The 13,375-nt window shown below is 41.4% G+C and carries 13 protein-coding genes, 1 tRNA gene and 1 rRNA gene; 1 reads left to right on the top strand and 14 read right to left on the bottom strand.

Going from position 1 to position 13,375, the window contains the following annotated elements; all coding sequences use genetic code 11:
• Positions 1-5: 5 nt before the first annotated feature.
• The 9 genes from JG735_RS02435 to metK all read right to left on the bottom strand — a co-directional run bounded on the left by JG735_RS02435 (position 6) and on the right by metK (position 6,636).
• A tRNA-Ile gene (locus JG735_RS02435) sits at positions 6-82 on the bottom strand.
• A gap of 173 nt (positions 83-255) precedes the next feature.
• Positions 256-1,798 (bottom strand): 16S ribosomal RNA (locus tag JG735_RS02430).
• Positions 1,799-2,083: 285 nt separating this feature from the next.
• Positions 2,084-3,082: a beta-ketoacyl-ACP synthase III gene (locus tag JG735_RS02425; protein WP_201335252.1), complete on the bottom strand. Its 999-nt coding sequence runs from the start codon at positions 3,080-3,082 to the stop codon at positions 2,084-2,086.
• A 3-nt stretch (positions 3,083-3,085) separates the two neighbouring features.
• Positions 3,086-4,087: a phosphate acyltransferase PlsX gene (plsX, locus tag JG735_RS02420; RefSeq protein WP_201335251.1), complete on the bottom strand. Its 1,002-nt coding sequence runs from the start codon at positions 4,085-4,087 to the stop codon at positions 3,086-3,088.
• A gap of 10 nt (positions 4,088-4,097) precedes the next feature.
• On the bottom strand, positions 4,098-4,247 hold the full coding sequence (gene rpmF / locus JG735_RS02415; protein WP_012081774.1) for a 50S ribosomal protein L32: 150 nt from the start codon (positions 4,245-4,247) through the stop codon (positions 4,098-4,100).
• A complete protein-coding gene (locus JG735_RS02410; RefSeq protein WP_201335250.1) occupies positions 4,234-4,614 on the bottom strand; it encodes a hypothetical protein in 381 nt (126 codons plus the stop codon). The genes rpmF and JG735_RS02410 overlap by 14 nt, the downstream gene beginning before the upstream one ends.
• Positions 4,615-5,028: a nucleoside-diphosphate kinase gene (ndk, locus tag JG735_RS02405; RefSeq protein WP_201335249.1), complete on the bottom strand. Its 414-nt coding sequence runs from the start codon at positions 5,026-5,028 to the stop codon at positions 4,615-4,617.
• Positions 5,029-5,132: 104 nt separating this feature from the next.
• Positions 5,133-5,417, bottom strand: a complete 285-nt coding sequence (locus JG735_RS02400) for a 4Fe-4S dicluster domain-containing protein (protein ID WP_201335248.1) — start codon at positions 5,415-5,417, stop codon at positions 5,133-5,135.
• Between the two features lie 58 nt (positions 5,418-5,475).
• A complete protein-coding gene (gene metK / locus JG735_RS02395; protein WP_201335247.1) occupies positions 5,476-6,636 on the bottom strand; it encodes a methionine adenosyltransferase in 1,161 nt (386 codons plus the stop codon).
• Positions 6,637-6,800: 164 nt separating this feature from the next.
• On the opposite strand from metK, the gene JG735_RS02390 reads away from it, so the two are divergent.
• Positions 6,801-7,400 (top strand): peroxiredoxin, encoded by a 600-nt coding sequence (locus tag JG735_RS02390; protein WP_236584197.1) that lies wholly within the window; start codon positions 6,801-6,803, stop codon positions 7,398-7,400.
• A 22-nt stretch (positions 7,401-7,422) separates the two neighbouring features.
• On the opposite strand, the gene dxs is transcribed toward JG735_RS02390, so the two are convergent.
• The 5 genes from dxs to lysA are packed head-to-tail and all read right to left on the bottom strand — an operon-like array spanning position 7,423 to position 13,353.
• Positions 7,423-9,222 (bottom strand): 1-deoxy-D-xylulose-5-phosphate synthase, encoded by a 1,800-nt coding sequence (gene dxs, locus JG735_RS02385; protein WP_201335246.1) that lies wholly within the window; start codon positions 9,220-9,222, stop codon positions 7,423-7,425.
• On the bottom strand, positions 9,212-10,312 hold the full coding sequence (gene hisC, locus JG735_RS02380; RefSeq protein WP_201335245.1) for a histidinol-phosphate transaminase: 1,101 nt from the start codon (positions 10,310-10,312) through the stop codon (positions 9,212-9,214). Before hisC ends, dxs begins: the two co-directional genes overlap by 11 nt.
• Entirely contained in the window at positions 10,299-11,381 is a 1,083-nt protein-coding gene (gene pheA, locus JG735_RS02375) for a prephenate dehydratase (RefSeq protein ID WP_201335244.1), read from the bottom strand. Before pheA ends, hisC begins: the two co-directional genes overlap by 14 nt.
• Entirely contained in the window at positions 11,381-12,154 is a 774-nt protein-coding gene (locus tag JG735_RS02370) for an HAD-IIA family hydrolase (protein WP_201335243.1), read from the bottom strand. Before JG735_RS02370 ends, pheA begins: the two co-directional genes overlap by 1 nt.
• Positions 12,151-13,353: a diaminopimelate decarboxylase gene (lysA, locus tag JG735_RS02365; protein WP_201335242.1), complete on the bottom strand. Its 1,203-nt coding sequence runs from the start codon at positions 13,351-13,353 to the stop codon at positions 12,151-12,153. Before lysA ends, JG735_RS02370 begins: the two co-directional genes overlap by 4 nt.
• Positions 13,354-13,375: the final 22 nt, after the last annotated feature.

Below are 13,375 nucleotides of genomic sequence, written 5' to 3'. Positions count from 1 at the left end.
TAAACTGGTGGGCCTGAGAGGACTTGAACCTCTGACCTCACCCTTATCAGGGGTGCGCTCTAACCACCTGAGCTACAGGCCCATTATTAAAGCTCGCCCCTGATAAGGGCTCCTTAGCTCTTCTCCTCCACCTTCTCTTTCAAAGAACACCCGATCTCTCACAACTAGACAGAAATGAAGAGTCCCCTCAAGCCAATGAGTGTGAGTCTCATCGGCTTCCATCCAAAGAATTGAATCTTTGGATCATCACTCTAGAAAGGAGGTGATCCAACCGCAGGTTCTCCTACGGTTACCTTGTTACGACTTCACCCCAGTCGCTGAGCCCACCGTCGACGAGGGTCCTCCCTTACGGGTCGGTCCCCCGGCTTCGGGTGAGCTCAACTCCCATGGTGTGACGGGCGGTGAGTACAAGACCCGGGAACGTATTCACCGCGGCATGGCTGATCCGCGATTACTAGCGATTCCGACTTCATGCAGTCGAGTTGCAGACTGCAATCCGAACTGGGACGCGCTTTAGAGATTTGCTCCACCTCGCGGTATCGCCTCTCTCTGTACGCGCCATTGTAGCACGTGTGTCGCCCTGGGCATAAGGGCCATGATGACTTGACGTCATCCTCACCTTCCTCCCGGTTACCCGGGCAGTCTCCTTAGAGTGCCCACCCTAAGTGCTGGCAACTAAGGACGAGGGTTGCGCTCGTTGCGGGACTTAACCCAACATCTCACGACACGAGCTGACGACAGCCGTGCAGCACCTGTCACCGAGCTCCTCCAAAAGGAGGCACCCCTCCATCTCTGGAGGGTTCTCGGGATGTCAAGCCCAGGTAAGGTTCTTCGCGTATCTTCGAATTAAACCACATGCTCCACCGCTTGTGCGGGTCCCCGTCTATTCCTTTGAGTTTTAGCCTTGCGGCCGTACTCCCCAGGCGGGATGCTTAATGCGTTAGCTGCATCACTGCAGTGACTAGCACCACAACGACTAGCATCCATCGTTTAGGGCGTGGACTACCAGGGTATCTAATCCTGTTTGCTCCCCACGCTTTCGCGCCTCAGCGTCAGTACCGTTCCAGCAGATCGCCTTCGCAATGGGTATTCCTGGTGATCTCTACGGATTTTACCCCTACACCACCAATTCCATCTGCCTCTCCCGGACTCTAGCCTAGCAGTTTTGGACGCAGTTCCACGGTTGAGCCGTGGGCTTTCACATCCAACTTACTAAGCCGCCTACGCGCCCTTTACGCCCAGTGATTCCGAGTAACGCTTGCACCCTCCGTATTACCGCGGCTGCTGGCACGGAGTTAGCCGGTGCTTATTCGCAGGGTACCGTCATTATCTTCCCCTGCAAAAGGAGTTTACACCCCGAAGGGCGTCATCCTCCACGCGGCGTTGCTGCGTCAGGGTTGCCCCCATTGCGCAATATTCCCCACTGCTGCCTCCCGTAGGAGTCTGGACCGTGTCTCAGTTCCAGTGTGGCTGATCATCCTCTCAGACCAGCTACCCGTCATAGCCTTGGTAGGCCGTTACCCCACCAACTAGCTGATAGGCCGCAGCCCCATCCCATAGCGCTACATAACGCTTTCCACAACCTGACTTGTGCCAGGAAGGAGTATAGGGTATTAGCAGCCCTTTCGGGCTGTTATCCCCCGCTATGGGGCAGGTTAGCTACGTGTTACTCACCCGTGCGCCGCTTAGCTGACACTCAATTCACCCCGAAGGGATCATTGAGCCGTTCTCGCTCGACTTGCATGTGTTAGGCACGCCGCCAGCGTTCACTCTGAGCCAGGATCAAACTCTCCATAAAAATACTTTTATGAAGTTTTAAAATCCTACTTTAAAACTCAAAGGACTCTTCATTCTGTCTAGTTGTCAAAGATCAAATTCCCTAAAGAACTCTCTCGCCCATCTTCCACTCAAGATGAGCCATTTGAATTCTTTCTCTTTAGCTCCCCGCGTTTCGAGGACTGAAATTATGCCAAAATCTTTCAGGCTTGTCAAGAGCCCCTTCCGAAACCCTCAGCCTCTCGTGAACCACTCGTCCACTCTCCCCTGTTTGAGGCCGAAATTATAGCCTCTTTGTTTTGACTTGTCAAGTGTTGTTCCCAGCAAAAGGAACAATAGCACTTCCCCAGGTAAATCCGCCTCCAAAAGCATCTAATAAGAGCGTATCTTTATATTGGAGTTTCCCCTCTTCATATAAATCGTTGATTGCCATAGGAATCGATGCTGAAGAGGTATTACCATATTTTGATACTGTCATAACCACTTGTTCATCTTTCAGTTTCAAAGCAGATGCCACAGCATTCAATATACGATAATTTGCTTGATGTGGGACAAAGTAGGTTATCTCTTTCGGAGTGATACCATTTTTCTCCAAAATTTCTATTACATCATTGGTAAGTGTCTTCACCGCTACTTTGAAGGTTTCGTTTCCCTTCATTTTGATAAAGCAGGCTCTCTCTTTTAAAACCTCCTCACTGCACGGCTCATTTGTGCCACATCCTGGTGTAATGAGATAATCATAGTATTTTCCATCAGCAGCTATATTTACATCCACGATGGCTTCCTCTTTTTTTTCTGTAGCGCTTATAATAGCTGCACCTGCGCCATCACCAAACAAAATGCAGGTAGTCCTATCCGTATAATCTACAATTGCACTCAGTTTCTCCGCACCAACAATTAAAATATTTTTTGCCATACCCGATTCGATGAAAGCTTTGGCATTCGCAAGTGCGTATATAAAACCACTACAGGCTGCACTGATGTCAAAAGCTGGAATATTAGCAACGTCCAATTTTTTTGCAATCATACAAGCAGTAGAAGGCATACAGAAATAGTCAGGTGAAATAGTGGCACAAATGATCATATCAAGATCATTTTTATCAATTCCTGCCCTTTCAATAGCAAGCTTTGCCGCTTGTACACCTAAATCACTGGTCGATTCCTTTTTATCAGCAATATGTCTTGTTTTAATACCTGTACGTTTCGTAATCCACTCATCACTCGTTTCGACCATCTTTTCAAGATCTTGATTTGTGAGGATATTTTTCGGAACATAAGCTCCAATAGATTTCAATGCAGCATACAATATTTATCCTTTTGGAGTGACCTCTTCAAGACGTTTTTCTATTTTCGTATTTATATCAGATTTAATATATGCGATAGCCTGATAGATGGCATTTTTGATAGCTTTGGGAGTACTCTTCCCATGAGAAATGATTGCACAACCTTTAATCCCGATTAGAGGGGCACCACCATACTCACTATAATCAATCTCTTTTTTCAAAGAGCGAAATACCTTCTTCATCATTAAAGCGCCAGCCATTCTAATTGGCGTTTTTTTGATGTTTGCTTTCATCAATTTACTGATGGCATCGGCCACACCTTCACTTGTCTTTAAAACAATATTTCCCGTGAATCCGTCACAAACGATGACATCAACACTACCATCAAAAATGTTGTTTCCTTCAACATTACCTATAAACGTAGGGAGTGATTTGAGCATTTTAAATGTATTTTTTGTCAGCTCATTTCCCTTCGTCTCTTCTTCTCCATTAGAAAGCAAACCTACTTTTGGTTTATTAACATTCATGATAGCTGTTGCATATGCTTCACCCATAACACCAAATTCAAAAAGGTGTTCTGGCTTGCAATCAACATTCGCACCCACATCAAGTACGAGACTTTTTTTATTTTTATATGTAGGCATGAGCGTAGCTATGGCTGGACGACTGACATGTTTGAGTCTTCCGATACGAAGAGTAGCCAAACTCATCGTTGCTCCGCTATGTCCTGCAGAAACAACTCCTTCAGCTTCGCCTATACGTACAAGTTCCACGGCTTTATATATTGAGCTCTCTTTTCTCTTTAAGGCTTCTGTAGCAGCTTCATCCATGCGAATAACATCTTCTGCATGAACTATTTCTATTCGATTGTTATACTTATTATGAGGAATGAGAGAATGGATCTTTTCCTTGTCTCCAACAAGAATTGCTTTGAATTCCGGGTTTTCTCTTAAGGCAAGAAGTGTCCCTTCTATAATAGGATAAGGACCGAAGTCCCCACCCATTGCATCGATTGCAATCTTGATCATTGCTGTCGTCTTACTTATATTCGCCTGTTGTCGGATTTACATGGTGTGGCAACTTCCATGTACCATCTTTATCTTTTACTGGTTTTACAAGTTTGATTTTGTAATGTGTTCTTCTTTTAGCTGCTCTTGTTTTACTCACTCTTCTCTTAGGTACTGCCATAATTTTCTCCTTCTTCTTGTTGTTCACATTGACTGCAGTAGTTATATCCTGCTTTTATTGACTCTTCTTCAGAATCGATAATAAAATCGAAATCGATTGTACCTTCATAGAATTCGATCACATCTGCTTCTTCATCGAATCCTTTATAGATACCATCACTAAATTTCAATCGGATAGGTTCGTCTATTTTTTTTATAAAATTCGTTCCGCACCGACTACATTCTAAATCAAGATTGCCGACAAGTTCACCATTAAAATTTACTATCTCTCTGTCTTGTCGATTCAGGACTCCATGTAACTGGAGACTGTTTCGCTTTATTGTAATCTCTTTTTTATTAAATCCAACTTTTTTAAATTCGATCTGCACTTAGAGAATTTCCCTCTGAGCAAAAAAGAATGCTATCTCTTTTTGCGCGTTTTCTAAACTGTCACTTCCATGTACCGCATTTGCCTCAATACTTTCAGCAAAATCTGCTCGAATTGTTCCAGGTTTTGCTTCCTTAGGATCAGTTGCACCCATCAATTCTCGATTTTTCGCAACCGCATTCTCACCTTCAAGGACCATAACAACTACTGGACCACTTGTCATATACTCCACAAGGTCATTAAAGAAAGGACGTTCCTTATGTACTTCATAAAATTTCGCTGCGTCATCTTTCGAAAGTTGAATCTTTTTCATAGTAGCAATTCGAAGTCCATTCGTTTCAAAGCGATCGATAATTTTACCAATTACATTCTTCGCTACTGCATCTGGCTTGATAATTGAGAGTGTTCTTTCCATCTATCCATCTCCTGAGGATTTTTAATGAGTGGGAGATTATAGCAAAATTAGCATAATTGAAAATAAAAAGTGGAGATTAATAAGGGGCAAAGCCCCTTGTAAGATTATTCGATAACTGGTTGATGACTCTCTCTTGCATCTGCAGGAATATCTTCTCTACAAGGCATCCCTTCATAACATTTATCCCAAACGATACACCCTTCAGTCGGACATGCTTCTGCACATGCAGGCGTATCATGATAGCCTACACATTCAACACATTTATCTGGATATACGTAATAAGTCTCTTCTCCAGTTGGATTGTCTTCATCATCAACGATTGCCTCAACTGGGCACTCATCAATACATGCTCCACAGTTGATACAGATATCAGTAATCAATACTGCCATAGTTACTCCTTATGATTTTGTTAACGTCAATCAAACTATATCAATAAAAAATTTAAACTTACCTTATTTTTAGATAGTCTGCAATTTCCTCAGCCTTATCCGTTTTTTCCCAAGTAAACTCAGGTAATTCTCGACCAAAATGGCCATATGCAGCCGTTTTTCTATAAATTGGTCGTAAAAGATCAAGAGATTTTATAATACCCCTTGGTGTCAAATCGAAAAGATCTCGCACGCAGGCTTCAAGTTTCTCATCAGAAACCTTGGCAGTACCATGGCTATCTACCATAATCGATACTGGCTCTACAATACCAATCGCATAGGCTATCTGTACAGTTGCCTTTTCGCATGCGCCACTTGCAACCAAATTTTTGGCTACATATCTTGCAGCATATGCACCGCTTCTATCCACTTTTGTCGGATCCTTTCCACTGAATGCACCACCGCCATGCGGACAGCTTCCTCCGTATGTATCGACAATAATCTTTCTTCCAGTAAGTCCGGCATCTCCTTGTGGGCCACCAATGACAAATCGTCCCGTTGGATTGATATGATACACGATATCATCAGCTATCAACTCTTTTGGAATCACTTTGTACACAATCTCTTCAATGACGGCATCTTTGAGCCGATTGTAACTCACATCTGGGTCATGTTGTGTTGAGATAACAATAGTTTTAATTTTTTGTGGTTTGCCATCAACATATTGGACTGTTACTTGGGCTTTGCCGTCAGGTCTTAAAAAAGGCAAAATACCCTCTTTTCTTGCATTTGCAAGCTCTTGTGTTAGTCTATGAGCCATAGTGATAGGCAGTGGCATTAACACATCCGTCTCTTTACAGGCGTACCCAAACATTAGTCCTTGGTCGCCAGCACCTATTTCACCTCCTTCTTTATCAACACCTTGGTTGATATCCGGAGATTGCTCGCCTACGCCATTCAGTACACCTGCACTTCTATAATCAAACCCATACAATGCGTCTGTATAACCGATTTCTCGAATAACCTCTCGTACGATATCCTGCATCGGCGCGTAAGTGGTTGTTTTCAATTCTCCTGCAATAATCGCAAAGCCGTTACTAAGCAACGTTTCACATGCCACTCTTGCGTTGGGATCTCTTTCGATAATATAGTCCAAAATGGCATCACTAATCTGGTCTGCCATCTTATCTGGGTGGCCTTCTGTAACCGATTCAGATGTAAAGAGAAACTCTCTTGCCATTGCATTCCTTTTTTTGCAGATATTATATCCTAAATCAATTTCAACAAATGTATCATTTGATTGAACCATTTTATATGAAATTATCTATAAATTTCAATTTAGCTTAACAATGATATAATTACAATGTTTCGCAAAAGAAAAAAATTATCCAAAAGGAGATAGAGATGCTTGTTACAAAAAAAGCACCAGACTTCACAGCACCAGCAGTAATGCCGGACAATACAATCAATGAAAACTTCAATCTCTATGAAAACATTGGCGAAAAAGGAGCAGTACTCTTTTTCTATCCGCTCGATTTCACTTTCGTATGCCCTAGTGAAATCATCGCTTTCGATCATAGACTTGATGAATTCAAAAAAAGAGGCATCAATGTCATCGGATGTTCAGTTGACAGCCACTATACACACCTCGCATGGAAAAATACTCCTGTCGAAAAAGGCGGTATCGGAAATATTCGATATCCACTTGTAGCAGATCTTACAAAGCAGATCGCAAGAAATTATGATGTATTGCTTGAAGATGCAGGTGTTGCTCTTCGAGGAAGCTTTTTGATCGATAAAGATGGAACAATTCGACACTGCGTTATCAACGACCTACCACTTGGACGAAATATCGATGAGATGATTCGAATGGTGGATGCTATGGAGTTTGCAAATGAGCATGGTGAAGTATGCCCAGCTGAATGGGAAAAAGGAAAAGAGGCTATGAAGCCTACACCAGAAGGTGTTGCAGAGTATCTTGCAAAACACGCAGACGAACTCTAATCTCCTTCCCGCTTTTGCGGGATTATAAAAAAGATTCCACTTTTTTTGCCAACTGCTGCGGTAATAATCCAAGCGCTTTTTCTACATCGCTCACTTTTCCATGAGGAATAAACTGATCTTCATACTCAAATGTCACAATCTCTACAGGAAGTTCCAATTCCAAAAGTGCACTTGCCACTCCACCAAGTCTTGCACTATCGCTAAATACAAACCATCTTTTATATTTTTGTGATAGTTCTTGAAGCAGTTCAACATCCAGCGGCTTCACAAATCGAAGATCCAGTAGTGCAACAGGAATATCCAAAAACTTCATCGTCTCATAGGCTCGCCCTACACCATTACCGTATCCAACGAATAAAATATCACCTTCATTTTCTATTAAAAGCTCCGCTTTGCCAAGCTCAAATGGTTTTGCTTCAAAATCATCATCTAAAATAAAACTTCCTCTTGGATAGCGAAAAGCACAGGGTCTGGAAAAATCTTTTGCAAACTCTACAGCATATTCTAATGTTTTAGGATCTCTTGGAGCAAAAAGATGCATATTTGGTATCGGTCTAAGATAACTTATGTCAAAAGCTCCTTGATGCGTCTCTCCATCTTCACCAACAATACCTGCTCTATCGATCGCAAATGCAACGCCTACATCCATTAAAGCAATATCATGAATAACCTGATCATATCCCCGTTGCAAAAAGGTGGAGTAGATCGCAACGAACGGTTTAAAACCCTCTTTAGCCAAAGGACCCATAGACGTAACAGCGTGCTGTTCAGCAATCCCCACATCCCAAAATCGATCCCCAAAATCTTCAATGAGAGGTTTTAAACCCGTTCCACTGGGCATAGCTGCTGTAACACCGACAACTGTTTCATCCTCTTTCGCCAAATCATACAGTTTCTTACTAAAAATTGATGTTGCACTCGGTTTGGAACTTTTTTTCAGTGATTCTCCCGTACTGATATCAAACGGTCCCACACCGTGCCAATGCTCATAATATCCTTCTGCAATTTTGTACCCTTTTCCTTTCAGGGTTTGAGCATGAATAATAACCGGCCTATTCATCTGTTTGGCAATTGTCATGGTCTCAATCAATACTTTCAAATCGTGTCCATCAATTGGACCGACGTAATCGATTCCGAGTTCTTCAAATAAAATACCAGGAGTAATGAGTTTCAACGACTCTTCCAAACGTTTAGCAATATACGTAGCCGATTCTGGCAGATGTTTTAAAAGCTGTTCTGTTCGCTTTTTCATATTTTGATAAAAGGGACTAGCCATCTTTTGACTCAGATATTTACTTACTGCTCCTATCGGTTTGGCAATACTCATCTCATTGTCATTTAGAATAATCACTACTGGATATTTTCTATCGCCCAGTTCGTTCAATGCTTCATAAACCATACCAGCACTCATGGCACCATCGCCGATGAGCACGACAGGAACTCTGTCCTCATTTTTGAGCTTAATCGCTTTGGCTGCCCCTACTGCCAAAGAGATGGAAGTCGAACTGTGTCCTGCAACCCAGTAGTCATACGGCGACTCTGTTGGTTTGGTATATCCGCTTATACCGCCAAACTGGCGGAGAGTATCAAACTGCTCCCATCGATCTGTCAAAAGTTTATGTGCATAGGCTTGATGACTTACATCAAAAATAAAAGGATCTTTCTCCACATCAAACACATAATGCATCGCTATTATAAGTTCAACTGCACCTAAAGTGGAACTCAGATGTCCACCATTTCTGCTCACAACTTCCAAGATACGGTTTCGTATCTTTTGACTCAGCTCTTCCAACTCTTCAATGGTATAGTTTTTAATATTCATTGAGAACCTCTTTGAAAATTTCAAAGAATCTGTCATTTTGCTCTTTTGTTCCAATGGTAATACGTAAAGCATTCATACCGTACCCAGTCAAATCTCGGACAATTACTCCCTTTTTTAAAAGAGCCTCACTGACACTTTTTGAACTTCTGTCTTCAGGAAACAAATAGGTGACAAAATTTGTATAACTATCAATAAATTCAAAACCGTTTTGCAAAGCAAAATTGACAAAACGCTCCATTTGAAGAAAATTTTGTTCAATCGAATATTGGACAAACCCTTCATCTTCCAAAGCAGTCGTTGCCGCTTTGAGGCTGAGGGTAGTGATATTGAAAGGAGGTCTCAGTTTATAAAGCTGCTGGATGATAGAGTTATCAGCTATACCATATCCAACACGCATACCTCCAAGACCATACGCTTTGGAAAATGTTCCCAAATAGATCACATTTGGATATTTTTGGATCAATTCTTGTGGATCAATTCGTTTTTTTTCATCTTTATAAGCAGCATACTCCATATAGGCACCATCAACTATAACAAGCGGCTCATGCACTCTATCTAAAAAAGAGTAGAGATACTCTGCATCTAACGCATCTCCTGTCGGATTGTTTGGCGTACAGATATGGATGATATCTGGATGATGTTTTTTATACAGATCATAAAACTCTTCTAAATCGTGTCGATAGCAGCTACTTCGAATGATCTTTGCACCTTGCTGCAAAGCATAGATCTCGTACATCGCAAAAGTGATCTTGCTCATCAATACACTGCTTTTTTCATTCAATACGGCTCTTGCACAAAACTCCAAAACCTGATCGCTTCCAGCACCTATAATAATATTTTTTTGATCAACTTTAAATCGCTTCGCTAAAGCATCTTTGAGTTCGAACATACTATCGTCTGGATACATATACATCGTATCGGCAATCTCACGCACTGCATCCACGACCTTTGGGCTGGTGCCGTAGGGATTTTCATTGGAAGCAAGTTTTATGATGTTTTGGGGTTCTATCCCAAACTCGCGTACCACGAGTTCTATCGGTTTTCCTGCCTCATATGTTTTTATCTTTTCAAGTGTCTCATTGAAGCGCATTACTATCCTTTGATTTGGCATAACTTCCAAGCCATTTTATCTCATGGATATGCTTTTGCAAAACTTTTTGGACATTTTCATCATCTATATGTCCATCAAAATCGATATAAAACCAGTAGTTAAAATCTTTGTCCTCAGCAGGACGAGATTCAATTTTTGTAAGATTGATATTTTCTTTATCAAAATCTTCCAAGAAATGTACCAGTGCACCGGGTCTGTCTTGGAGTTTCGCCAAGATAGAGGTTTTGTCAAATCCGCTTCTTCTGTTTTTAAAATCACTTAAAATAATAAATCGAGTCATATTGGAGGCCACATCTTCGATATTTTCAAATAAAATTGGCAGATTGTACAATTTAGCCGCGATATTGGAACAAATAGCTGCTGTTCCACGCTCCCCAGAAGCCAGCTTTGCCGCCTTGGCAGTAGATTCCACTGGGATGAGTTCAACATCATCCAAAAAGTGCTCGTTTAAAAAGTTCCGACACTGTCCAAAAGCGATATCTTTTGAATAGATTTTTTTAATATTGGAAAGCTTCTCGTCCAAAGATGCAAAAGAGTGATGAATCGGCATGTAGGTTTCAGCTACAATTTTGAGATCACTTTTGCCCAAAAGATCCAAAGTCTCTCCCACAACACCGTCGATAGAGTTTTCGATAGGCACAACTCCATACTTTGCTCGTCCTGTTTCAACAGCTTTAAAAACGGCACTGATCGAGTGGATAGGAAGATATTCGCTCATTGCACCGAATCGACTCTCCGCAGCTTGATGGGTAAAGCTGCCTTCGGGTCCAAGATATGCAACCCTCTCAGGTCGCTCCAGATTCCTTGATACCGCAAAAATTTCCAAAAAGATCGCTTCTATAGCCGCATCATTGAGAGGACCACTATTTTTAGATTTGAGCCTATTGAGAATAGCAATTTCTCTTTCGGGTCTATAAATGGGAGCACCTGTAGAATTTTTCAGTTTTCCAACTTCCTGTACGATCTTCATCCGTTCATTCAGTAGTTCAAGCACTTTATCATCGATCGCATCGATCTTTTCTCGTAATTGATTGAGCTTCTCTTCCATTATAACACTCCTAATGCTTTTGCGGCTTGAGCTATGGTATCATAAATCAAATCGGGTCTATACTCTTTTGGAAGTTTTGGTACAATCTCTTTTGCACTCTTATATTTCCCACTCAATACAAAAACCGTTTTCATACCAAGTTTTTTTGCTCCGATTAGATCTCCTTGAGGATCATCACTAATAATGACTACATCTCCAAATTTACCTCCAACTTTCTTGAGTGCTTTTTTGTAAAACAGCTTAGAGGGCTTTCCAACAACTTGTGATTGAACTCCACAAGCATATTCAAACATTGCAAGCAGTGCACCTACCCCAGGATATCGCTTCTCTCCTTTTGCATACAGTGAAGTTTGGTGCATTCCGATTAAAGAAGCACCTTGCAGTAATAATTCATCAATTTGAGCAAACTCATCAAACGTGTAATCATTTTTGACACTTATTACCACAGCTTTAGGTTCATGGTAGTCGAATCTATATCCCATCGATTGTAAAACTTGCAAAAAACCTTCTACACCATACGGAGCAATTGACTCTTTTGGCAACACCTCTTCCAAAACCATTAAGGGATCAATGTAGCGCTCTTTTGGAATTGGAAAGCCTAGTGAGTTCAAATAATTCAAAAACTCTTGACTAGAGTGCTTAGTATTATTTGTAATAATAATATAGGGAATATTTTTTTCATTTAATGCTTGAATACATTCAATGCTCCCTGCAATAGGCTTTCTCTCTTTATCATCGATTAAAGTACCCTGAACATCGATGAAAAATTTCACACCATAAACCTTATCTCTTTTTCGATAATATATTCAAAGCTTTCCCGCTCCCGAATGAGCCTATCCTGACCATTTTCGATAGCCACTTCAGCCGGTCTAGGGCGTGTGTTGTAGTTGCTTGCCATAACAAAACCGTAGGCTCCGGCACTTTTGACAACCACTATATCTCCATGTTCGGTTTGAGGAAGCATTCTGTTTTTTGCTAAAAAGTCTCCACTCTCACAAACTGGACCTACTACATCTGCCAGGCTTTCATCACCACTCTTTCCAACAACTTCAACTTCATGATAGGCATTGTACAAACTTGGTCTAAGCAGATCATTCATCGCACCATCTACAATGATAAAACGTTTCTTACCGTTTTGTTTCTCATAGAGTACTGTTGTCAAAAAGACTCCGGCATTACCAACAATATATCGGCCAGGTTCACATACGATTGTCATATCTGTTCCACTCAAAGTTGAAAGAATGGCCTGGGCATAATCGTATGGCTCGATTGTCTTTTCATCTTTATATCGAATGCCAAGCCCTCCGCCTACATCGAAAAATTTGATATCAATGTCAAGTTTTTGGAGGCTTCGAACCAAATTGGCAACAATTGCGCTTGCTTCTTTGATCGGTTCGAGCTCTGTTAACTGACTGCCGATATGAAAATGGATGGCAACGGGATTGAGAAAGGGAGAATTTTTAGCATAGAGATAGAGCTTTTTGGCCGTCTCTATTTCAACACCAAATTTGTTTTCATGGAGACCTGTTGAGATGTATGGATGGGTTTTGGGATCGATATTTGGATTGACACGGAAACTGACACGAGCCACTTTTCCAATTTTTTTCGCAATCTCTTCGACTCTATAAGTCTCAGCTTCACTTTCAATATTGATATATAAAATATCTTTTAAGAGTGCCTCTTCTATCTCGTCATCTCTCTTTCCGACACCGCTGAATATGATTTTATAGTTTGGAATACCTGCAAGCAGCGCTCGTTTTACCTCTCCGATACTCACACAATCTGCCCCACTGCCAAGCTTAGCCAAATGTTTGAGAAGACTCATATTTGAATTGGCTTTGACAGCATACGCGATAATCGACTTTCTTGCTTTAAAAGCCTCTTTGATAGCTTCATAATTTTTTGCAATTTCATTAAAATCGTACACATATAAAGGCGTATCATATTTTTGTGCTAAGGCTCTGTAATCCACGTAATTCCTTTATGAAAGTTTG

Origin of the sequence: Nitratiruptor sp. YY08-10, assembly GCF_016629565.1 — a bacterium.
Lineage (GTDB): Bacteria > Campylobacterota > Campylobacteria > Campylobacterales > Nitratiruptoraceae > Nitratiruptor.
Note: the sequence above shows the minus strand (reverse complement) of the source record. Positions and strands in the feature narration are given on the sequence as shown.